We start from the raw sequence: 23,603 nt of genomic DNA, 5'->3' as shown, positions 1-23,603 counted from the left end.
CAAGATGCAATTGATACTGCGGCAGGCTTAAAAGCTACAGCTGAGGATTTGGTTGATGCTTTAGCAGCCGGTCCAGTCCAAGATGGCTTAAATGGTCGCCTAGATGCCTTAACGCCATTAACAGCACCAGCAGTCACCGATGCAGATGGCAATGGTATTGATGATGCGGTGGATGCAGCCGAAGCGGCAGTAAAAGCTGCGGAAGAAGCATATGCAGATGCGCAGACCGCGATCAGCAATGCAGATACAGATGGCAATGGCGTGATCACAGCTGCAGAACAACAAGCGGTACAAGATGCAATTGATACTGCGGCAGGCTTAAAAGCTACAGCTGAGGATTTGGTTGATGCTTTAGCAGCCGGTCCAGTCCAAGATGGCTTAAATGGTCGCCTAGATGCCTTAACGCCATTAACAGCACCAGAGGTCACCCCAACGCTTGATGCAATTGATGATGAATATGTATTGGATATGGGGCAAGAAGCTTTAATAGAGCGTGATGCTGAAAGTTACAATGACGTAACTTATATTGACCTATTAGGTGGCACAGAAGGTGAAATCTTAGGTGCAGATTTTTCAATCCCACAAGATCCAAATGATGTAGGTCAAGCACATACAGGCAATATCACTATTACAGCTTCACAACAGGATTTTTTATCTGTCGCAGAAGCGTTCCAGCTTATTGTTTATCAAAATGTAGATGGAGTACAAACTGAAGTAGCCCGTATTGGTAACCAAGGTGGAGTTGTTACTCTTGGTGGGGTTGGTATATTAGGAATTGTGAATAATCCAGGTGGTATTTCAGTTACATTGTCTGATCTTCCTGAAGGTGAATACACGGCTGTAGTTGCAAAAGATAGTAGTCTCTTGTCTGATCTTATCTATGGTATTGAGTTAGATAAACTTGGTGGAGAGGAAGCTATCTTAGGTGCATCAAATGAGCAAGCTATTTATAATGCAATTAATGCAGTATTAACTCCAGAGCTAGCTGCACCATTAGTAACTTTGGTTCAAGCAATTCTAGTTCCCGTAAATACGATTGGGTTACCAATTTCTAGTGTAGTTAGTCAATTGCTTGATGTTTTACCAGTTGAAGTGATTGATGAGTTAGTTAATCAAGTAGTTGGGCCGCTTGTAACAAATACCTTGACATTGTATGAAAGCACAGACATTACAATTGCTGGTACAGAAGAGGTTTTCCCTACATATACATTCTCATCAAATGTATTTGAAGATAACGGGAATGGTGTCGATGTTGCATCAGCAGGTACGATTATTAGCGAAATTGATGGAACTCCAGTATCAGGTATTAAAATAATTCAAGGTAACTATGGTGTGCTTGAAATTAATACAGTTACGGGTGCGTTTACCTATAAAGTAACAACTGGTGAGGAGGCTCTTGGTAAGACGGAGATCTTCAATTACACAATTCAGAATGGTACTCAAACAGATACTGCTCAAATCATTATCGATATTTCAGGTACAGCGTTTGATGACGGTACTTTATTGCCACCAGATTACGTAGATCAAGTCGTTGCAAATGATGATCTAGCAACAGTTCAAAATTATTATGAAGAGCCTGGTGATGATATTGGAACAACAGGAGGAGCATCACAGCTATTAGGCGTTAACTTGTTGGGTTTAAATATTTCTTTAGGCTCAGAAGTTCCTTTCAACTTTGAAATTGAACAAAGTACAACTTCTGATGTAACTATAAATGTTTCAGGTAGTGTAATCGATGTAGGATTTGGTGTATTAGGAACTCTCTTAGGTTTAAATTCACCTCAGTTATTTAATGCTGTACTTGAACGTCGCTATGTGGATGAAAATGACGTTTCACAAGTTGAATATATTGTTGTGCCAAATGCTATTACATTCACGCCAGGGATTACTTCTACGTATAGTGGTACTGTGACTGTGGAAGATTTACCACCTGGAACGTATACTCTTGCATTGCAAGAAACCCCACAAAATGTAGGTTTATTACAAAGTATATTAAACGTACTTGATTCAGCATTATCTGCAGAACTTTTTGGTGGTGTTGAGTTTGAAATTACTTCTCAAACAGATAAGTACCTAGGCTCTAACGAAATTGAGGGTAGCGTGATCAGCAGTACGGATGGTACTGACCTCGTTAACTCAACGACTTACGTTAAATTTGTAAGTAATGAGTTAGGTGATCCAGACGTAGCAATTGATAATGGCAATACTGTGGTTGAAGGTGCTTATGGTACGCTTTATATTTCACCGAACGGTGTATATAAATATGTCAGTAATGGAGACCTAGCAGACATTGGTAAAGTTGATACCTTTACTTATACAATTCGTGATTTTAATGGGTCAGAAGATACTGCACAGTTAAATATCCGAATTGATGGTGAAGGCTTAATCACTTGGCCAAGTGATCCTACAGAAGTAGGTGATGATCAAACGGTAGCAGTGACTGCCACCAATGATGTGGGTGATGTTGCGACGACTTTGCTGTATAACCCAGCTACTACAGTTGCTGCAACGTTTAGTACCACAGGTCTAACTAATATCACTAACAATACAGCTGTGACTAAATCAATGACATTTGATGTTGGTCCTAATGATGGAGCGACTTCTGTATCAACAAGTCTAACTATTTCGGATGCTTCTCTTACTGCTAGTATTACAGCAGGTACAGTTACAGCAGTGCTTAAAGATGCATTAGGCGTGACACAGCAGCCACTTACTGCTCAAAATGTTAGTACTAGTTTGGGTGCTACTACACTTAACTTTAACTTTAGTGGATTGGTATTAAATTCAGGTACTTATACTATTGAATATAGTTTCAGTGGCTTAACTTCAACTGGCGTTGGTAGTGCGTTCCCATTAACGCTGACGTCCTCTACAGTAACAATGAATAAGATAGACCTTGATACATATCAAGCTATTAACAGCGCAGAATTAACTGAAACAGGTAATATCTTTACGGATGGTACTGCTGATATTTTAGCAAATAAGTTCACAACTTTAACGATTGGTGGTCAGACATTAACTCAAAGCTCAGGTGATGTTGTGATTACAGGTACTTACGGTAATCTGACAATAAGTGGTGATGGTGAGTATAGTTATCAAGCTAATACTGCCAATTATGGTGGTGTTGAAACGTTTAATTATACACTTACATCTTTATCTGGCGAGACTTCAACTGCAACCTTAACAATTGGTGTAGGACGAGATTTCACAAGTACAGCATTTAATGATGTGATCACCACTAATTCAAATGGTGGTGATACTGTGATTTATAACCTACTTAATACCGCGAGTAGTAGTGGTGGTAATGGTACTGACATTTGGAAGGATTTTAATGCAGACCATGGTGATGTAATTGATATTACAGCATTACTTGCAGGGCAGGATGTAACAAGTGCCAATTTAGGTAGCTTTGTTACCCTAACCCAACAAGGAGCAAATACAGTGGTTTCACTTGATCGTGATGGATCATCTACAGACCTAACATATAATCGAGTTGATCTAATTGTATTAGAGAATACAAATTCAACCTCTCTAACCTTAGACGATTTAGTTAAATATAACTCTCTTTGATAAGTTGATTTAAAAAAGAGCCTCCTCGGAGGCTCTTTTTTATGGCTCCCAGAAACCCTCTATATCCAAATAAAATGTGAAACTCATCAAATTAAAATGAACAACATGTGTATACATCTCATACGTATGCGATTTTAGTGATTAAATTTATAAAAATAATAAATAAAATCAAGATTATAAAATTGTGAAAGATACTAAATTACGCTATTTTTTAGAGGTGAATTTTTTGAGATTTTTGCTGTGAATTTAAAGGCAATTTTATGGGTGGGGAGTATTGGATTTGCATTACATGGTTGTACCACCATGCAGAGTTTAAACCCAAATTCATTTAATCATTATGCTTCACCACAAGAAGTGATCAATCAAAAAGGGCTAAATAGCTCAAATGGAAAGGCGAAAGAATACGTCTATGATTGGGGACCACAAAAGAAAAATGTGGAAGTAGAATCGCTCATACCTAAGCAAAATATGAGCAGTTACTGCCAAGCCAAAAATGGCAAATTTATTCAACTGAATAAAAGCAATTTGAACCAAGTCAAAAATGCATGGAGTCGTAAATTATTAGCGACTTATAGCAGTATAAAACAGGGCACAGGTGTGTTTCAGTGTAGTCAGGCTGATGGACAACGCTGGATGGTTGCAATTGAACCCGTTTCCGAGCGTAAATCAAATGACCGTTCTGAAACCCGCTTAGTCAGTTTGTATACAGCAATCATTGGACCTGATGAACGTCGCAAAAATTATAATAAACAAGAAGAAACTGTAGCTAAAAAAGCCACATCAAGCAAAGCAAAAGCAACGACAACAAAAAGCAATGCGAAAGATGAAGCAAAAAAAGAAGTAGAAACTAAAAAAGAAACCAAAGCCAAAGAGCCTGAAAATAAACCAGTGGCGAAGCCAGTTGCAGAAACATCGCAGCAGATACAAATGCGTTTATATGTGAATGCTCGACGCGACCTGAATGCCGGAAAAAACCAAGTCACCGCTTGTAATAATGCACAGCGCGCTTATAGCTATGGCAAATTAAATGGTGCAAATGCCAATAGAGCCTATGCTGAATCAGGCATGCTCGTTGCAAAATGTTTAACGTCAGTGCCTGCATATAGCAAAAGTTATCCAAACGCCAATGCAAGAGCAAAAGGCATCCTACAAAACTTAGCGACCAACTATAACCATGCAGGGGCAAAAAATATGTTGAATCGTATGAAATAAACCTCAACAGGATAAAAGCCATTTGGGGAAATAGGCTTTTATCCTGATCCTATGATGTACTCAGATAAAGTTTTAAAAATAATAAGGAAAAACCATGAGTTCAGTAAATGAAACTTATTTTAATGCACCATTATTTGACCGTGAATTGACAGAAATTACAGTCAATATCGAGCAAACACCCTTCTTTTTGAATGATCGAGGGCATCCAACATATTTAGCGTCACTTGAGGCGGGGATTCATTTAATTACAGAGTCAGCCACCAATGCGAAAATGACGATGGGAAATCCCTACGATGTACCTTCCGAAATTTCGACTAAAATTACCAATTGGGGGGAGCAAACGGAGCTTGAATTTGAAGGGCAACATTTCGAGTTTATGCCATTGGTGGCGACCAAAGAAACCGCGGCAGCTTTTGGTATCACCTTAGTCCATGCAGGTGAAGCGATTCAGATTCATTCAAATCAAAAACGACTGTCAGAAATTCATTATGAATACGGCATGATGGCAGGGCATTATTTGCCTTATGAAAATGCAACATCAAATTTAAATGGCTGTAAAACTTTAACGCCATTTATCATTACTGATTTAGAACATCATGACTTTCCACATATTTTTAGCGCGACCGATCAGGATCAATTGCCTCTGGTCATCTCAGTGGGACGCTATTTTCCAAATCTAGGCAAGATTTACTTGGCAGATTTATGGGTCAATCCGGGAGATGTTCTCTACATTCCTGCGAAGCCAAAATATTCGAATCCTGAGTTTATTGACCTCCATAATAATCGTAACGCAGCACTTGCATGTTGGCGAGGTGATAGCAATAAATCGACATTGACCACCCATAGTTTGCTCGATACCCACGGACATTTTTACTGTTATTGGAATAGAAGGCCAACGATTCATCCTCTCATCTATGCACCGACTAGCAAAAATGAATAGTTGAGTTACATAGACCAAACAGCAAATACAGCACTTCATGATACAAAGGTGACTCAAGTTTTGGGAGTTTGGTCTATGGCTTACGGTTTATCTAAAAAATTACATCTACGTTTTTCACGACCTGCAGGTTTGGCTTTATTGACGCTCATGATGCTTGGGACGACGCAAGTGAGTTTAGCGAGTCCGACGGTCGATCAGCTCAGTCAATGTTTAGTGAAATCGACCACTGCTGCGGATAAAACAGCGGTGCTGCAATGGACCTTTTCTGCCTTGGCAGCGCATCCAGATTTAAAACAATACAGTAATGTCAGTGATGCGCAAAAAACGCAACTCGATAAAAATCTGGCTCAAGTGATGCAGCGAATTTTGGTGGAGCAATGTTCTACGCAAACGCAGGCTGTAATTAAAGCCGACGGTCTACAGGCTGTAGGCGAAAGTTTTCAAGAGCTTGGTAGTATCACGGGGGATGAAATATTAAAGACGCCTGAAATTAAACAACAATTACAAGGCGTACTGCGTTATGTCGATTTGAATAAATTGGTGACCAAATTTTTAACCCCAGAAATTTGGAATAAGTTAGGTGTGGTTCGTTAATTTTATTTTGAGTAAATAAAAAATGCTCCTTTTATACAAGGAGCATTTTTTATGGATTCACCCTAAATGGATGATGATCCAATGCGTTTTAGTTTGGTGACTCAAGCATTAAATGGTAATCGTCGCGCCTAATGCTTTAACAAATTGCGCCATCCACGCAGGGTGAGCAGGCCAAGCAGGAGCAGTAACTAAATTACCGTCGGTCACTGCATCCGTGACTGCAATATCTGCATACTGACCGCCAGCCAGTTTAACTTCGGCGGCACATGCAGGATAAGCGGAACATGTACGGCCTTTCAGCACATTGGCTGCTGCCAAAATTTGCGCACCATGACAAACCGCTGCAATCGGTTTTTTCGCTGCGTCAAATTCGCGTACGATTTCAATCACACGTGCATTCATACGTAAATATTCAGGTGCTCGACCACCCGGAATCACTAAGCCGACATAGTTATCTGAGTTAACTGCATCAAAGTCATAGTTAATGGCAAAGTTATGACCGCGTTTTTCGCTATAGGTTTGTTCACCTTCAAAATCATGAATCGCTGTGGCAATGTTGTCACCGGCTTTTTTGTCAGGGCAAACGGCATGAACGGTATAACCAAGACCAACTAAAAACTGAAAAGGTACCATTGTTTCGTAGTCTTCAGCATAGTCACCTACAAGCATAAGAATTTGTTTTGACATGATGTAACCCTCTGTTGAAATATGATTTATATCAATTTTTCATTTACCTTAGCATATTGAAATGACAGTTTTAAGCAGGCTGTAAATTCTTTAGTTGTATATTTTTATTTAGATTTATAAAAAGTTATGGATGGTTATAGTTCAAATTATGATGAGTCTAGTAGGCTAGCTGTTATCAATTATTAATGACTTTAGTGTTTTTCACAAAGTTTTAAAAAGTTAAATATTTACCTCTCCCTTGCGCAGCACTGCTGCTTATCTCCTAAAAGGAGAGGGGGGATATCCAAAAAATCGTTTAAGTATTTATTCACTTTGAAAGCTCCCTCTCCCATTGGGATAGGGATAAATCACAGCAAATCAGGATAAAATTTTTCATAGTCTAGATTTGGTTCATGAGTTACTTTCAGCTTGCCTTTAGATCCTGTGACATAGCTATTGATCTCTTTAAGTGGTTTCTCATGCCAACCGATATTGAATGCACAAAACGTATTTTCTTTTTTAAAAAATTCTAGATGACTGTATGGCAAGTGATTGTGAATCCAATATGCAATCTGTTTCCAATTATTTGGGTCTTTTTCAATTAAATCGATGAGTGAGGGAATGATAATACACGCCGTTGCACCGTAGCCTTTTGCGTCAGGATAGTCCCAAATATGGCTTGCAAAGTTTTTCTCATTGCTCGCGCAGTTGTGTCCTTTTTCATTGCCGATTTGGTTTACGCTTGGTGAGTGATAAGCGGAGCGAATGGCAATACGTCCAAACTTTTCTTGTAGAGGTTCGAGCAGTTGTTGGCAGAGTTCTGTGCCTGTTCTAATGGCAATGTCAGGATGGTCGGGGAAGTTTGGTACACCGTACCAATTGGCGATTTCGCTATAGAGGAAGTCACGCATAAAGAATGACCTTGAAATCTGGATACGTCCTAAGTCTTCGAGTTTGGCGATAGAGGATACTTTTTTGATGGTCATGTTGTTTTTAGTGTTAAGTGTTTGATTGATTTTATATTTAAAATTTTGAAATTTAAATGGTTTACCTCTCCCTAACCCTCTCCTAAAAGGAGAGGGAATATCATTGATTAAAATTAATATTTCATCACATTTGGACAAAATTATTAGCTGAAATTATTTGAGTTTGACATACAAATGTTTATGACCATTTTCTAAGGTACGTTCATCACATTGAAAAATTTTTGGAAAACCTTTTACTAAATCATTAAGTTTTTTGAATCCATATGTTCTAGGATCAAAATCTGTCTTCATTAATTTAAGCTGTGAACCCAAAGATGCAACTGTTATCCATTCAGCATCTTGGTTATCAAAAACTTGCTTAATAATATTTAGTGGTAAGGTAGAAGAAAAATCAACTTTTATCTCTTGTTTATGTAATTCTTTAATAACAGATCCTTGTTTTGTGTCTTTTATTTCAGGAGTTATTATTTCCTTTATCAAAGGTTCTTCATAATTGCTCAAGTTTTCAACGTAAGTGAAATGCGAGCAGGCATTCCTAAAGGCTTCAGGGGTTTGCTTTTTCCCAAACCCATAAACAGTGGCGCCTTGCTCTTTAATACGAATTGCGAGAGCAGTAAAGTCACTATCACTTGAGACTAAACAGAAACCGTCGAATCTTCCTGTATAGAGTAAATCCATCGCATCAATAATCATAAAACCATCAGTTGCATTCTTACCTGTGGTATAGGCAAACTGTTGCATTGGCTTAATTGCCAAACTATTAATAGCTTGTTTCCAATTACCATTTTGACTCACAAAATTACCGTAAATCCTCTTCACAGTAGCTTCTCCATATTTTGTAAGTTCATTTAAAATATTTTCAATATCTTTTGCAGAAGCATTATCCGCATCAATTAATACTGCTAATTTTGCTGTTTTTTCTTCTGAAACATTAAAAATTGTTTTTAAAGCCATTATTCTCTCAAAAAATAAAAACCCCACACTAGGTAGGGTTTTTATCGCACGAAGTATTCTAATTAGTCAATTATTAACCAATCAATTTCTTCATTAATTCATTCACTTGCGCAGGGTTTGCTTTACCTTTCGCAGCTTTCATCACTTGACCAACAAGACCGTTAAAGGCTTTCTCTTTACCAGATTTATACTCTTCAACCATCTTCTCGTTAGCAGCAAGTACGTCTTTAATAATCGCTTCAATCGCGCCTGTATCAGTTTCCTGTTTCAAGCCTTTTTCAGCAATAATCTCGTCCGCAGTTTTGCCTTCTTCCCACATAAAGCCGAACACTTGCTTTGCAATCTTACCGTTAATGGTGTTGTCCACAATACGCGCGATCATACCACCAAGCTGTTCTGCAGATACAGGAGAGTCATGAAGCTCGAAGCCCGCTTTGTTTAAAGCACCTGAGAATTCGCCCATCACCCAGTTTGCAGCCACTTTACCTTGAGCAGCACCGCCAGCAGCTTTCACCACGTCTTCATAAAACTCTGACATTTCACGAGTAAGCGTAAGCACGTGTGCATCGTACTCAGTTACACCAAAGTCAGCCACAAAGCGCGCACGGCGTGCAGCAGGAAGCTCAGGAAGGGCAGCACGTGCCGCTTCAATTTGCGCATCTGCAATAATTACAGGTAACAAGTCAGGGTCTGGGAAGTAGCGGTAATCGTTCGCTTCTTCTTTAGAACGCATAGAACGCGTTTCCATCTTCACAGGGTCGAACAAACGTGTTTCTTGGTCGATGGTGCCATCCCATTCCAAGATTTCCATTTGACGTTCAATTTCAACATTGATCGCTTGTTCAATGAAACGGAAAGAGTTCAAGTTTTTCAACTCGCAGCGCGTACCAAATGGTTGACCCGGACGACGTAGTGACACGTTACAGTCCGCACGGAACGAACCTTCTGCCATGTTACCGTCAGAAATGCCTAACCAACGCACTAAAGTGTGAATCGCTTTAATGTAGGCAACTGCTTCTTCAACCGAACGCATATCAGGTTCAGAGACAATCTCAAGTAAAGGTGTGCCTGCACGGTTTAAATCGATACCAGATTGACCTTCAAATTGGTCATGGATCGATTTACCTGCATCTTCCTCAAGGTGAGCACGGGTTACGCCAATGCGCTTAACCGTACCATCTTCAAGTTGAATGTCGATATGACCCAAGCCCACAATCGGGTTGTCCATTTGGCTGATTTGGTAGCCTTTTGGAGAGTCAGGGTAGAAATAGTTTTTACGTGCAAATACAGACGCTTGGTCGATGTAAGCATCAATACCTAAACCAAAGCGAATCGCAAGATCGACCACTTCTTTGTTGAGTACAGGCAATACGCCCGGCATTGCAAGGTCAACAAGACTCGCTTGAGTGTTAGGGTCTTGACCAAATGTAGTAGATGAACCTGAGAAAATTTTAGTATTGGTCGCAAGCTGAGTGTGAATCTCGATACCAATAACGACTTCCCAACCATCAATCAGGTTAGATTTTGGTTTCGCAGCGTTCTTAGCCATTATGCGTTCTCCTCAGCAATCGCAGCGCGTTGTGTATGCCAATCGGTTGCTTGTTGGTACTGATGCACCACAGACAACAATTGAGATTCTGACCAGTAGTTGCCAATCAGCTGTAAGCCAACAGGCAAGTTGTCTTTGTCAAAACCAACAGGCGCGTTAATCGCAGGCAGACCTGCCAAGTTCACTGCGATGGTGTAGATGTCGCCTAAGTACATTTCTACAGGAGAAAGGTTTGCACCAATCTTATACGCTGTTGTAGGCGCAGCAGGAGCAGCAATCACGTCTACAGATTCAAATGCTTTTAAAAAGTCTTGTTGAATTAAACGACGTACTTTTTGTGCTTTCACATAATAAGCATCGTAGTAACCCGCAGAAAGCGCGTATGTACCAATCAAGATACGTTGCTGAACTTCTTTACCAAAACCTTCCGAACGTGAACGCTTGTACAAGTCCATTAAGTCCACAGGATTTTCACAGCGGTAACCATAACGTACACCGTCGAAACGAGATAAGTTAGACGATGCTTCAGCAGGTGCGATCAAGTAATACGTTGGTACGTAGCTTTCAGTCATGTTCAGGTCAATCTCAACCAAGATTGCGCCCATTTCTTCAAGCTTTTTCAACGATTCTTCAACGCGTGCTTTCACGTCAGCATCTAAGCCGGCAACGTTAAAGTACTGCTTAGGAATACCAATGCGTAATTCTTTTACTGAAGTGCCGTTCAGGTTCGCCACGTAGTTATCGACGTCTTTTTCAACCGAAGTTGAATCTTTCGCATCATGACCTGCCATCACGTTCATGAGGTAAGCACAGTCTTCAGCCGAACGTGCCATTGGGCCGCCCTGGTCTAAAGATGATGCGTACGCGATCATACCGAAGCGTGAAACACGACCGTAAGTCGGTTTAAGACCAGTCAAACCACAGAAAGATGCAGGCTGACGGATTGAACCACCTGTGTCTGTACCTGTTGCAAACGGAGCAAGATCAGCCGCTACCGCTGCCGCAGAACCGCCTGAAGAACCACCTGGAACATGGTTTAAGTTCCAAGGGTTAGCCGTTGCACCATAAAATGAATTTTCAGAAGTCGAACCCATGGCGAATTCATCCATGTTCACTTTACCTAAAGTGACAAGGCCCGCAGCTTTACCTTTCGCTACAACGGTTGCGTCGTAAGGAGAGATAAAATTGTCCAGCATTTTAGAACCAGCAGTGGTTTTAATGCCTTGGGTACAGAAAATATCTTTATGTGCAATTGGTACACCGATCAACGCAGTTGCATTGCCTGCTTTAATTGCAGCATCAGCCGCATCTGCTTGCGCAAGTGCTTGTTCAGCTGTCACGGTCACGTATGACTTGACTTGAGCATCGATTTTTTCAATGCGTTTTAAATAGTGTTCAGTCAATTCGCGTGAAGAAAATTTAGCGCCAGCCAAACCTTCAGACAATTCACGAATTGATAAGTGATGTAAATCTGTCATGAGAAATATTTCTTTACGTTTAATTTGAAAAAATGTTGATCTGAATAAAAATTATTCAATCACACGCGGAACAAGGTACAAGCCATCCTGTACGGCAGGAGCAACTGCTTGATATGCTTCGCGATGATTGGTCTCAGATACCACGTCTTCACGTAAGGGCTGTGGATTGTCGAATGGACTTTTTAGTGGTTCAACACCGTCAGTATCGATGCCTTTCAGGGTTTCCATCATGCCTAAAATTTTATTTAAATTTTGAGCATAGTCAGCAGATTGCGCTTCATCTAGCGACAATCGAGCCAGATGGGCAATCGCTGAAACTGTTTGTGCATTTAGATCTGCAGAATGCTGTGCATCCGATGTAGACATAACATTACCTAATCAGTATTAAAAAAATTCAAAATATCGTGGCTTATAATAAGCGATTGACTTGTTCAAATCATCACATTTAGTTAAAGTTGCCACCTTGCGTCCATATAAAAGTTTAACTGAGAACGTCCCCGTGATTCTAAAACGACTAATTGGCTTGTTTTCGCCGGATCTTGCCATTGATTTAGGCACTGCAAATACACTTATTTATGCGCCAGGACGAGGCATCATTTTAAATGAGCCGACGGTTGTGGCGATCCGTCATAGTGGCTCAGAAAAAATCGTTGCTGCGGTCGGTCTTGATGCAAAACAAATGTTGGGCCGTACACCAGCCAATATTTCTGCCATCCGTCCGATGAAAGATGGGGTGATTGCAGACTTTGAAGTCACTGAAACCATGTTGAATCGTTTTATTACCAAAGGGTATGAAAAGCGTTTATTCCAACCTGCACCACGTGTCGTGGTGTGTGTGCCATGTAAATCGACGTTGGTGGAACGCCGTGCAATCCGTGAAGCTGTATACAATGCAGGTGCACGTGAAGTTCGCTTAATTGAAGAGCCAATGGCTGCTGCAATTGGTGCAGGTATGCCTGTTGAGCAAGCTTGTGGTTCGATGGTTGTCGATGTTGGTGGTGGTACAACTGAAATCGCGATCATTTCACTTCAAGGTTGTGTCTATGCAGACTCACTACGTATCGGTGGTGATGTATTTGATGAACAAATCATTAACTACGTGCGTAAAGCACATGGTTGTGTGATTGGTGAAACTACTGCAGAAAACATCAAAAAAGAAGTTGGTATGGCGCTTCCAGAAGAAGGTGCAAAACCTTTGGAAATCGAAGTCCGTGGTCGTAACTTGGCTGAAGGTGTACCTCGTGCGATTACCGTAACTTCTGATGAAGTGACTCAAGCGATTTCTGATCCACTGCAAAACATTGTGGCTGCGGTTAAATCTGCACTAGAGCAAACGCCACCTGAGTTGTCTTCAGACATCGCAGAACGCGGTATTGTGTTGACTGGTGGCGGTGCATTACTTCGCAATCTTGATAAGCTTCTTGCAAAAGAAACGGGTCTTCCTGTCGTGGTTGCAGAAGATCCACTATCATGTGTTACACGTGGTGGCGGTAAGGTTCTCGAATTCTTCGATAACCCTAATCATGACATGTTATTTGTAGGCTAAGAAAAGGACTCGGCGGGTGCAAACGCAACTGTTTTCAAGACAACCGCCATCTTTTCGCTCATTTATCATTGCGGTGATTACATGCTTGGTGGTGCTTTTCTTTGATTGGCGCATGCCGCATGTAATTCAACCGGCCAGAGACGTCTTGTATGCGGCATATAATCCAATTTATGCACTTGCAAGCTATCCAGTGTTATCGCGAGAATGGCTGAATCAACAAACCAAGTCTGAAGCTCAATTACGTCGTGAAAATACCGCGATGCAAGCAGAGTTAATTCAGGCTCAAGTCCGTTTACAGAAACTTTCTGAACTTTCTGCTGAAAATACTCGACTGCGTGGACTGCTCGATACACCACTCATTATTGATGGTCGTATGGAGATTGCCGAAGTCATTGGTACCGATGCTGATCCCTTACGTCATATTATTGTGATTAACCGTGGAGCCAGCAGTCAGCTTAAAGTGGGACAAACTGTACTCGATGACAAGGGCATTATGGGGCAAATTATCAATGTTTACCCGCATAGTAGCCGTGTCATGTTGCTCTCAGACAAAGAGCACTCTTTATCCGTGCGGATGGAGCATACCGGTATGCGCGCAATCGTTACGGGTACAGGTGACTTAGGTCGACTTAAGATGGAATATGTTCCAACCAGTGCCAATATCAAAGTCGGTGAAAAAGTCTATAGCTCAGGGCTAGGGGCACATTTCCCAGCGGGTTATTTGGTGGGTACAGTGTCGAAAGTCAGTCGTCACAATAGCGGTGAATTTGCCCAAATTGATATCAATCCTGCTGCCCAATTGGCAGGTGGTCATCATGTGGTTGTGCTATTTTCCGATTCTTTAGCGATGGAGCAACCGCATGTCACTCGCTAAGCTTAGTCGTCATACAGAGCGCGACCCATTATTTCCGATTATCTTTTCCATCATTTTGGCATCCGTGCTGATGGTGTATCCGCTTTCTTATGACCTATCGGGTTGGCGCCCATTATTCATGATGATGATCATGTTATTTTGGGTACTCTGTCAGCCGACATGGTGCGGTGTTTGGTTTGCATTTGCCACAGGTCTATTTACCGACTTATTGACTGATGCGCCTTTTGGTATGAACGCACTGAGTTTTGTGGTCATTGCATTTGTGACACGCTTTTTAACCCGTGAACGTCGTATCCTCACATTTGGTAATTTATGGATTATTGCTGCAATGGCAATTTTCGCGCATTTACTGTTTGTGTGGATTGTTCAAGTGATGGGTGGGGCACAGTTTTCGTTTGCTCGCCATTGGCAGCCAATTGTAACTAGCTTACTCATTTGGCCAATCATGTATTACTTCCTGAGAAAATGGCGCATATAATTTTAGCTTCGAGTTCTCCTCGACGACGCGAACTTTTGCAACAATTAGGTCTGGAATTTGAAATTTTCAGTCCAGATATTGATGAGTCCGTGTTGGAAGGAGAACCTGTGGCGGATTATGTAGAGCGTTTAGCACGTGCTAAAGCTTGCGCAGTACAACAACAATTCCCTGATGCTATCGTTATTGCCGCCGATACCAGTTTAGGCGTAGATGAGCACATTTTAGGAAAACCAGCGTCGAAAGCACATGCTTTTTCTATGTGGGAAATGATCTCTGGACGAAAACATGATGTGTTTTCAGGTGTTTGTGTCAGTACAAAAGATCAAATATACAGTATAGTAGTGCGTACACAGGTTGAATTTCAAACGCTGAGTTTAGCTGACATGGAAAGCTATTGGGCAACAGGTGAACCAATCGGCAAGGCGGGAGCCTACGCCATTCAAGGAATTGCTGCGCGCTATATTCCTTGTATTGAAGGGAGTTACAGCAATGTCGTTGGGCTGCCTTTGCATGAAACCGTACAGTTATTACAGACAGTTAAGGCATTAAATTAACTGCTGCAACACAAGAATTTTTATAATGTTTTGAGTTTTGATATGTCTGACGAGTTGTTGATTAACGTCACACCTATGGAATGTCGTGTGGCGTTGATTCAAAACGGTACGGTCAATGAATTATTTGTTGAACGCACCGTGAAGCGTGGGTTAGTGGGCAATATTTATAAAGGGAAAGTTGTTCGTGTGCTTCCGGGTATGCAGGCTGCTTTTATTGATATTGGATTGTCGAGAACGGCTTTTTTACATATCAATGATATGGTCTGGCAGCGCAATCAACCGACCCCGAACGTTTTTGAGCTGTTACAACCGGGACAAGTACTCACCGTACAAGTCATGAAAGATATGTTGGGTACCAAAGGTGCACGACTTTCTACTGATCTTTCTATTCCTTCCCGTTACCTCGTTTTAATGCCATATGGCAGTCATACCGGTGTTTCACAGCGCATTGAGTCTGAAGAAGAACGTGATCGCTTGCGTAGCATGATTGAACGCATTCAAAAGGAACACAACTTACCGGGTTCAGTCATCGTTCGTACTGCCGCCGAAGGTATTCCTGAATGTGAAATTGCGCAGGACATGGCTTATTTAGCAAAACTGTGGGAATACATTCAACGTAAACAACGCAGTATTGTCGTACCTTCTTTGATTTTTGAAGAGCTACCTTTACCGCAACGCGTCATCCGTGATTTGGCCAATGAAGATACGTCTAAAATTCAGGTCGACTCACGAGAAGTACATGGTAAATTGCAAGAATTTGTCCAAGAATTTGTACCGAGTATGCAAAATCGCTTACTGCATTATCCGGGTGAGCGTCCAATTTTTGACTTGTACAATGTTGAAGAAGATATTCAGAAAGCCTTACAGACACGTGTAGCACTTAAGTCTGGCGGTTATCTGATGATCGATCAAACTGAAGCAATGACCACGATTGATGTCAACACAGGCTCCTATGTCGGTGGCCGTTCACTTGAAGACACTGTGTTTAAAACCAATATGGAAGCCACACAAGTTATTGCGCGTCAGCTCCGTCTACGTAACTTGGGCGGTATTATCATTATTGACTTCATTGATATGCAAGAAGCACATCATCGAGAAGAAGTGATGAGCCAGTTTGAGAAAATGCTCGAGCGCGATCATGCCAAAACCAAGATCACTCAAGTGTCTGAGCTGGGCTTGGTGGAAATGACCCGTAAACGCACTCGTGAATCTTTGGAGCATCTCCTTTGTGATTCTTGCCCGACTTGTCAGGGGCGTGGTTATGTGAAAACTGCTGAAACAGTTTGCTATGAAATTTTCCGTGAAATCTTGAGATATGCACGAGCTTATGAGTCACAAAGTGGTTTTACCGTGGTGGCACATCCGTCGGTGATTGACCGATTGTTAACTGCTGAAGCACCTGCAGTGGCTGATTTAGAGCACTTTATAAGTCGTGTGATCAAGTTCCAAGTGGAAAATTTATATACGCAAGAGCAATACGATATCATTCTGAGTTGAAATTGTAACAGAATATCGTTAAACACTTGTTACAACTGAGATTTTACTTTTGAACTGTTATTTTGAATACTAGACACATCAAATAGCCAAAGCCATTTTCCCGTAATGAACTTGAAAATGGCTTAGCAAAAAGAGGTGTAATATGGGTGTTAGTAAAACAGTAATGAAAAGTGGTCTTAAAACTGTTGTTGAAGCAAAAGCGATCCATTCAGGTTATATCGTGGATGAGCGTGGTAATGAAGTTCAAATTACAGCGTCTATGATTCGCTCTGCTTGTCATCAGTTACTTAAACAGTGCCGAGCAATTAAAGCTTAAATATTGAAATATAAATAATAATGTAATCCAGAGGGTTAAAGCGCTAACGCGCGATTCTAAATTTATTAATGCGCTAAAATTTTATAAAGAATGGAAAATAAACTTAATTATCAGTGCGTATTTACAAGTCGTAATTAAACAATAACAACGGATTTGTTCACCTAAATTTTAGCTTATACACATAAATTGCTCCAAAAAATCACTCAAAGTTCAAATGATAAAAACCCGTCTAGATTGTTTAATTTAGACGGGTTTTTAATTTTTTGGATGGTTCAATTTGCTGTAAAACTGATACAAAAATATGATGCAGGCGGTTAGCTAACCGCCTGTAACTTTGGGGAATCTTGGTTCACAATAGCTTCAAATCGTTGAATTTCTTCTTCCAAATGCGTTAGTAAATTTTGCATTTTTGGAAGCGCATTACGACATGCGGTTAGACCCACTTCAAGCTTATCTAAATAGCTAGTCATGGTGATATTAAGCGCTTGACCATCCAAAACAATGGACGCAGGGTAGAGCGCTTCTAAACGTGCACCATTCCAATATAACGGCTCTTGTGGGCCGGGAACATTTGAAATCACCAAGTTAAAGGCCTGACGTTTTGGCATAAAGCCTGATGCAATATTTAAACCTGCTGCGCTGTAAACGAAAGCACTGTAGTTTAAAATTTGATTCGAGTTCATCCGCTTAAAGCGTTCTTTGGCATTGAGCACACTACGACGCACAATCTTCAACCGTTCTAGCGGATCTTCTTTATGGGTTCCTAGGTTTGCCAAAATCATGGTAATACGGTTAGACATATCTGAATCATCGGTACGAACAGATGCAGGCACCATAGCGATCAATGGCTTTTTAGGTAAAGCATTTTGTGTAATTAAATACTCACGTAATGCGCCTGAACAAATTGCGAGCACAATATCGTTAATTGTTACACCAAGTGACTTGGCAATATGTGACAAACGTGAAAATTCAAAAGATTGTGCAGCGAAACGACGTGAAGAACTAACCCGTTGGTTTAATATTGAACTCGGCGCTTGGAAGCTAGATACATAATCTGGGTTACGCCCCATATCTTTCATTACAGTTTGTGATAGTTCATACAAAACTCGTGGAGTTGAGTCAAGTTGTCCCTTAATGGTTGATAACAAACTTTTCATACGACTGACTTTAGGCTGTTTGAGGCGTTTTGCACGAGGGCCTTCCACACACCATGGCGGTACAATACTTTTAGCATCTGGGTCATGCGAAAGTGATTTTTCAACTAAACGCATACCTGCAATGCCATCGACCATCGCGTGGTGGATTTTGAAGTACATGGCAAAACGATTGCCTTCAATGCCTTCAATAATATGGCAAGTCCAAAGTGGTTTTGCGCGGTCAATCAACGCACTGTGTTCCTGTGAAATATAAGTCAAAAGTTCACGGATACGACCGGGATGCGGCAGTGCGATATGGCGGAAGTGATGATCTAAATCAAACTCTTCGTCTTCATCCCAAAAGAAGCCGTTGAGTTTATTGTTAAAAGGAGGAATAGGAATGGATTTTGAATTACGAATATCTGCGACTAAATCTTGAATAAAAGTATCTGGTGCATTGTCAGGGATCTGAAATAAAAATAGACCACCTACGTGCATCGGTTGTTGCCGTTTCTCTAAATTTAAGAATATGAAATCAATAGGATGTAATGGACGCATAGCGTTGATTGCCTCACTGCAATTTCTACAGCTGCTCATGTATGAGTAGCATTGTTAGAATTATTAAATTGTCATTTGCAGTATAGCGTTTTTACGTTGAAATGATACGGAATTATGTGTATCGATGCGTTGAAAAAACCACTGCTGTGCAGTGGTTTTGTGATCTTTATTTTTTCATGTTGCCTGCGTGTAAGCCGCATTCTTTATGGGTTGCATCTTCCCACCACCAGCGACCTTCACGTTCATGTTGATTCGGTAAAACAGGTCGAGTGCATGGTTCACAGCCAATCGAGATAAAGCCACGTTCGTGTAGTGGATTATATGGAATTTCCATTAGACGGATATAGTTCCATACATCAGCACTAGACCAGTTTGCCAAAGGATTATATTTAATCAATTGCTTGCCCGGACCTGAAAAACCTGGGTCAGCTTGTACCACAGGAATTTCATTACGTGTGCCTGGGCTTTGGTCCTTACGTTGACCAGTGATCCAGCCATCTAAAGTGGCTAGTTTTTTACGCAAAGGTTGTACTTTGCGGATACCACAGCATTCTTTATGTTCATCTTGATAGAAGCTAAAAAAGCCCTTTTCTGTTACTAGTTTTTGTACCGCATCACTTTCTGGGAAACAGATTTCGATATCAATTTTATAATGTTTACGGACAGTATCTAAAAATTGGTAAGTTTCAGGGTGTAAGCGACCGGTATCTAAACTAAATACACGAAATGGAATCCCTAAGTTCGATGCAAGATCTATCAGTACAACATCTTCTGCACCAGAAAAGGAAATCGCAACTTCACCTTGCTGGCTTAGCGCAAGTTTCATAATCTCAGAAGGTGATTTATCTGCATATTCGGATGCAAGTGCATCGACAAGGTCAATAGTAGGGATGGTAGTCATGAATGTCCTGGCTATAGGCTTGGAACGTTAAAACCTATATTAATTTATTTCAGAACTATTTTAATTGAAATGCTAAAACACACTTATCACTAAAAAATAGATACTTATGAAAAAAATAGATTTAAAAAAGAACAATGCATTTTTTTATTCTTCCGCTATGATATTGAAAAAATTTTTTCACTTAACAGAGGGTAGAGTGCATGGAAGTCGTTTGTTTAGATCTAGAAGGGGTTTTAGTACCTGAAATTTGGATTAATTTTGCGAAAAAAACAGGCATTAAAGAACTTGAAGCAACGACTCGTGACATTCCAGATTACGATGTGTTGATGACTCAACGTTTAAATATCCTAAAACAACACGGTTTGGGTTTAAACGATATTCAAGACGTAATTGCAGATATGGGGCCATTTGAAGGTGCAAAAGAGTTTGTAGAGTGGGTACGTACTCATTTTCAATTAATTATTCTTTCAGATACTTTCTATGAGTTTGCACATCCATTAATGCAGCAACTTGGTTGGCCAACGATTTTCTGTCACAAGTTAGAAACTGATGAAAATGGCATGATTAGCGCTTATAAGCTTCGTCAACCTGATCAAAAACGTAAAGCCGTTCAAGCATTACATGGATTGAACTTCCGAGTGATTGCAGCAGGTGATTCTTATAACGATACGACGATGCTCGGTGAAGCAGATGCGGGTTTCTTATTTGATGCACCTGACAATGTGATTGCTGAATTTCCACAGTTCCCACCAATTCATGGCTATGATGCACTAAAAGAAGCGATTCGTAATGCTTCAGTTCGGGATATTCCAGCATAATTCTGAATAGCAAGTTATAGAAAAGGGCGCTTATAGCACCCTTTCTGTTTAATCCAAAGTTTTTAAGGCAACTTAGAAACGATAGCCTAATTTTAAGCTATAACCGATCGCGTCATTATCTTCAAAATTAGCTACGTATTTATCACCACCAAAGTCAGAAGCTACTTGAGATTTTGCATCACCAAGCATGAAGTATTTGACTCCCGCTTGAAGGAATGTTTGAGGTGTCGGAGAGAACTGACCACCTAAACCAACACTCCAATAACCTTCAGTTGGACCTAGGGTTGAAACTGGGTTGCCAGCCCCAGAGTCCCAACCGACCATGACTGTACCTGCCCATTGATCATTAAACTTACGACCTATACCAACGTTTGCTGATATTTGATCTTTTTCGTATGCAACTAAATCAAATCCTTGAGGCTTTCCTGTTTGGCCTGCAACTAATGGGCGTTGGGTTGCTTCGCCAAATTGATGAGGACGAATTGCAAAATTAGACCAATCTACCCAACGAAGCTGTGCAAAGGCAACGGTATTGGCCATGATGCCTGACTGTAAATCTAAATTTACAGATTGAGGTGTTGTAATCGTCGTATCACCTTCTGTACGCAAGCGTTGCGGATAAATGCTTAGATTCATTAGTCCAGTAAAAGATTCTTCTGCTCTTACATCATGATCGATTTCAGAGCGATAAGTCACAGATGCCTTTAAAGCAATTTCTGGAATTTGGAATGCAGCACCAGCTAACCAACCAACACTTGAATCTTCTTCAATGGATGCTTTATAGCCAGAAAATAATGAGTATGCTGTACCAGCTAATTGAATATCACCCTTAACAGTTTGGTACACAGCACCGCCATAAAAATTCCAATTTTCAGTCGGTTGATAACCAACTAAAAAGTTGAGATTTTGAGTTTTGACTTCGACTTCTGTAGGAGTATTTACTTGGTTAATATTGGCGTTAAATGCGCCATGTTCAAGTTTATACTTTGCTTCGGCACCAAATGGTTGGTCGTAAATTAAACCAACAGAAATTTTTTCATGTGGTTGCAATTTAATAGCAGCGCTAGGGAAGTAATAAGATTCTGCCATATCACCCAGTTCTTTACCGCGTGAAGCTGCATTCGAATAGTTATCAGTCATTTTCCCTGAAACGTCTGCATCTAAAACTGAAATCCCTGCTTCAAAATAATTACCCGGTTGTAAAAATGCAGAAATTGACTGCCCAGAGCGATCCATTGCTGCTGCAAAAGCCCCTGTCATTGGTACGCTGGCAAATAAAATGGCACTTGTTAATGCTTTTAAGTTCATTTTTCTACTTTCCTAGTATAAAAAACGCGTCAATGCGTTAATAAAAATATGAGATATGTAAATTATTTTTAATCATATCCATGTGCGAAAAATATCATAAATAAAAAAAGAGTAAAGACTCTAAAATTGAACTAATAGTATAAAAAAGTCATTGTTTTTATTTATTTTAGAGTTAAAACTTTAAAATATTTATTTAAGTTGCTGTTATACAAATAAATACTTTTAAATTAAATATTAAAGTTTTTATAGTTTGTTTGGCTAAAAAACGCTCTATATATTGCTTAATAAATATAATAAATTGTGAAATACATCACATGTTGAATATAAAAAAGCCCCAAAATGGGGCTTTTTTATATTACAAAATATAACTTGTATTAGAAGCTGTACCCGACATTTAAACCATAAGCAATTGCGTGGTTATCTGCGAATGTGCCTGCAGGGGTATGTGCGCCCGTTACAGCATCTGCATCACCCAACCAGAAATATTTTATACCAGCACCGATGAAGTAATTTGTAGCAGGAGAGAAGCGTACACCTGTACCAATATTCCAATAACCTTCAGTTGGACCTAATGTTGTCACAGGGTTGCCTGCTCCAGAGTCCCAACCGATAGATACATTTGCAGCCCAACGATCTGTAAATTTACGACCAACACCAATGTTTGCAGAAATTTGATCATCTTTATAATCAATTAAGTTAAAACCATTTGGCTTAGTTGGAACCATACCAGATTGACCGAGTGTTTCACTAAGTTTTCCAAACTTGTAAGGTTGTACTTTAAATTTTGACCAATCTACCCAACGTACATTTGCAAATGCAACAGTGTTTTCCATAATACCTGTTTGGAAATCAATATTTACAGACTGTGGAGTCGTTAGCTCAGTTTCACCTTTTGCAGAGTTTATAACAGTCATTGCACCATTTAAAGCGTCATTTCCAGTCATTCCTACAGCATTAAAACGCTCATAGGCATTCATTTCATGATCAATTTCAGAGCGATAAGTTACAGAGGCTTTAAGCGCAATTTCTGGAATTTGATATGCAACACCCGCTAACCAACCAACGGATTCATCTTCACCTGTTCTAAAATCATATCCATTAAAAGCAGAATATGTTTTACCACGTAGAAGTACTGTGCCATCTACTGTTTGATATACAGCACCTGCATATACGTTCCAGTTCTCATTGGGTTGATAGCCAACCAATAAACTTAGATTTTGTGTATCTACAACAACAGATGTATTTCCTTGAAAAGGCAATGGACGGTTTTCAACAAAGTTATTTTGGCCAGAATATTCTGCATCTGCACCAAAGGGTTGGTCGTAGATTAAACCTACTGAAATTTTATCTGTCGCTTGGATTTTAAGTGCTGCATGAGGAAAATAATAATCACCCGCCATATCTGAAGCACTGTTTTTATCAGTGTCTTGTCCTGATACATTTGGATCTAGAATTGAAATACCAGCTTCTGCATAGTTACCAGGTTGTAAGAATGCAGAAATTGATTGGCCTGAACGGTCTAAACCACCAGCAATCGCTGTAGTTGCAGGCATTAAACTGATGATGATGGCTTTTGTAAGACTGTTGAGTTGCATACATTATCCCTGTTTGTAACTTTTGATGTTATTTCAATGTGTGGAAAGTAACATAAATAGAAAAACAGTAAAT

General features: G+C 40.2%; 21 protein-coding genes. 11 read left to right on the top strand and 10 right to left on the bottom strand.

Annotated features, from left to right (window positions below; translation table 11 throughout):
- From FTV27_RS05145 to FTV27_RS05130, 4 genes are all read left to right on the top strand, one after another.
- Window positions 1–3,570, top strand: a 3,570-nt coding sequence (locus FTV27_RS05145; RefSeq protein WP_180077324.1) for a BapA/Bap/LapF family large adhesin, incomplete at its 5' end; no start/stop codon positions are given.
- 240 nt (window positions 3,571–3,810) lie between these two features.
- The gene (locus tag FTV27_RS05140) at window positions 3,811–4,782 is read left to right on the top strand and encodes a hypothetical protein (RefSeq protein ID WP_180077322.1); all 972 of its coding nucleotides are present in this window, start codon (window positions 3,811–3,813) and stop codon (window positions 4,780–4,782) included.
- Between the two features lie 94 nt (window positions 4,783–4,876).
- On the top strand, window positions 4,877–5,722 hold the full coding sequence (locus tag FTV27_RS05135) for a hypothetical protein (protein ID WP_180077320.1): 846 nt from the start codon (window positions 4,877–4,879) through the stop codon (window positions 5,720–5,722).
- A gap of 147 nt (window positions 5,723–5,869) precedes the next feature.
- Window positions 5,870–6,316 carry a hypothetical protein gene (locus FTV27_RS05130; RefSeq protein ID WP_227591924.1) on the top strand — a complete coding sequence of 149 codons (447 nt, stop codon included), beginning with the start codon at window positions 5,870–5,872 and terminating at the stop codon, window positions 6,314–6,316.
- A 108-nt stretch (window positions 6,317–6,424) separates the two neighbouring features.
- On the opposite strand, the gene FTV27_RS05125 is transcribed toward FTV27_RS05130, so the two are convergent.
- The 6 genes from FTV27_RS05125 to gatC form a co-directional block, all read right to left on the bottom strand.
- Window positions 6,425–7,003 carry a DJ-1/PfpI family protein gene (locus FTV27_RS05125; protein ID WP_180077318.1) on the bottom strand — a complete coding sequence of 193 codons (579 nt, stop codon included), beginning with the start codon at window positions 7,001–7,003 and terminating at the stop codon, window positions 6,425–6,427.
- A 347-nt stretch (window positions 7,004–7,350) separates the two neighbouring features.
- The gene (locus tag FTV27_RS05120) at window positions 7,351–7,968 is read right to left on the bottom strand and encodes a hypothetical protein (RefSeq protein WP_180077328.1); all 618 of its coding nucleotides are present in this window, start codon (window positions 7,966–7,968) and stop codon (window positions 7,351–7,353) included.
- Between the two features lie 153 nt (window positions 7,969–8,121).
- Window positions 8,122–8,922, bottom strand: a complete 801-nt coding sequence (locus FTV27_RS05115; protein ID WP_180077316.1) for an NYN domain-containing protein — start codon at window positions 8,920–8,922, stop codon at window positions 8,122–8,124.
- A gap of 73 nt (window positions 8,923–8,995) precedes the next feature.
- Window positions 8,996–10,471: an Asp-tRNA(Asn)/Glu-tRNA(Gln) amidotransferase subunit GatB gene (gatB, locus tag FTV27_RS05110; protein WP_180077314.1), complete on the bottom strand. Its 1,476-nt coding sequence runs from the start codon at window positions 10,469–10,471 to the stop codon at window positions 8,996–8,998.
- Window positions 10,471–11,949, bottom strand: coding sequence for an Asp-tRNA(Asn)/Glu-tRNA(Gln) amidotransferase subunit GatA (gene gatA, locus FTV27_RS05105; RefSeq protein ID WP_180077312.1), 1,479 nt, complete (start codon window positions 11,947–11,949; stop codon window positions 10,471–10,473). Before gatA ends, gatB begins: the two co-directional genes overlap by 1 nt.
- 51 nt (window positions 11,950–12,000) lie before the next feature.
- On the bottom strand, window positions 12,001–12,315 hold the full coding sequence (gene gatC / locus FTV27_RS05100) for an Asp-tRNA(Asn)/Glu-tRNA(Gln) amidotransferase subunit GatC (protein ID WP_180077310.1): 315 nt from the start codon (window positions 12,313–12,315) through the stop codon (window positions 12,001–12,003).
- Between the two features lie 133 nt (window positions 12,316–12,448).
- Here gatC and FTV27_RS05095 point away from each other — a divergent pair, with 133 nt between their 5' ends.
- The 6 genes from FTV27_RS05095 (at window position 12,449) to FTV27_RS05070 (ending at window position 17,214) form a co-directional block, all read left to right on the top strand.
- Window positions 12,449–13,495, top strand: a complete 1,047-nt coding sequence (locus FTV27_RS05095; protein WP_180004320.1) for a rod shape-determining protein — start codon at window positions 12,449–12,451, stop codon at window positions 13,493–13,495.
- Window positions 13,496–13,511: 16 nt separating this feature from the next.
- On the top strand, window positions 13,512–14,369 hold the full coding sequence (mreC, locus tag FTV27_RS05090; RefSeq protein ID WP_078189984.1) for a rod shape-determining protein MreC: 858 nt from the start codon (window positions 13,512–13,514) through the stop codon (window positions 14,367–14,369).
- The gene (gene mreD, locus FTV27_RS05085; protein WP_168379038.1) at window positions 14,356–14,847 is read left to right on the top strand and encodes a rod shape-determining protein MreD; all 492 of its coding nucleotides are present in this window, start codon (window positions 14,356–14,358) and stop codon (window positions 14,845–14,847) included. The genes mreC and mreD overlap by 14 nt, the downstream gene beginning before the upstream one ends.
- A complete protein-coding gene (locus FTV27_RS05080) occupies window positions 14,835–15,401 on the top strand; it encodes a Maf-like protein (protein WP_168379037.1) in 567 nt (188 codons plus the stop codon). Before mreD ends, FTV27_RS05080 begins: the two co-directional genes overlap by 13 nt.
- A gap of 42 nt (window positions 15,402–15,443) precedes the next feature.
- On the top strand, window positions 15,444–16,898 hold the full coding sequence (gene rng, locus FTV27_RS05075) for a ribonuclease G (RefSeq protein WP_078189981.1): 1,455 nt from the start codon (window positions 15,444–15,446) through the stop codon (window positions 16,896–16,898).
- A 142-nt stretch (window positions 16,899–17,040) separates the two neighbouring features.
- Window positions 17,041–17,214 carry a PA1571 family protein gene (locus FTV27_RS05070; RefSeq protein ID WP_168379036.1) on the top strand — a complete coding sequence of 58 codons (174 nt, stop codon included), beginning with the start codon at window positions 17,041–17,043 and terminating at the stop codon, window positions 17,212–17,214.
- 314 nt (window positions 17,215–17,528) lie between these two features.
- Here FTV27_RS05070 and FTV27_RS05065 read toward each other — a convergent pair whose 3' ends face one another.
- Window positions 17,529–18,908 (bottom strand): wax ester/triacylglycerol synthase family O-acyltransferase, encoded by a 1,380-nt coding sequence (locus FTV27_RS05065; RefSeq protein ID WP_180035511.1) that lies wholly within the window; start codon window positions 18,906–18,908, stop codon window positions 17,529–17,531.
- 166 nt (window positions 18,909–19,074) lie between these two features.
- Window positions 19,075–19,809 carry a phosphoadenylyl-sulfate reductase gene (locus FTV27_RS05060; RefSeq protein WP_168379034.1) on the bottom strand — a complete coding sequence of 245 codons (735 nt, stop codon included), beginning with the start codon at window positions 19,807–19,809 and terminating at the stop codon, window positions 19,075–19,077.
- A 200-nt stretch (window positions 19,810–20,009) separates the two neighbouring features.
- On the opposite strand from FTV27_RS05060, the gene thrH reads away from it, so the two are divergent.
- The gene (gene thrH / locus FTV27_RS05055; protein ID WP_180077308.1) at window positions 20,010–20,627 is read left to right on the top strand and encodes a bifunctional phosphoserine phosphatase/homoserine phosphotransferase ThrH; all 618 of its coding nucleotides are present in this window, start codon (window positions 20,010–20,012) and stop codon (window positions 20,625–20,627) included.
- A gap of 72 nt (window positions 20,628–20,699) precedes the next feature.
- On the opposite strand, the gene FTV27_RS05050 is transcribed toward thrH, so the two are convergent.
- Both FTV27_RS05050 and FTV27_RS05045 read right to left on the bottom strand, forming a co-directional pair.
- Window positions 20,700–21,935 (bottom strand): OmpP1/FadL family transporter, encoded by a 1,236-nt coding sequence (locus tag FTV27_RS05050; protein ID WP_180077306.1) that lies wholly within the window; start codon window positions 21,933–21,935, stop codon window positions 20,700–20,702.
- Window positions 21,936–22,309: 374 nt separating this feature from the next.
- The gene (locus tag FTV27_RS05045; protein ID WP_180077304.1) at window positions 22,310–23,530 is read right to left on the bottom strand and encodes an OmpP1/FadL family transporter; all 1,221 of its coding nucleotides are present in this window, start codon (window positions 23,528–23,530) and stop codon (window positions 22,310–22,312) included.
- Window positions 23,531–23,603: the final 73 nt, after the last annotated feature.

It is taken from the genome of Acinetobacter sp. YH12251 (genome assembly GCF_013417465.1).
Lineage (GTDB): Bacteria > Pseudomonadota > Gammaproteobacteria > Pseudomonadales > Moraxellaceae > Acinetobacter > Acinetobacter amyesii.
This window is presented reverse-complemented; position numbering and strand designations above follow the sequence as displayed.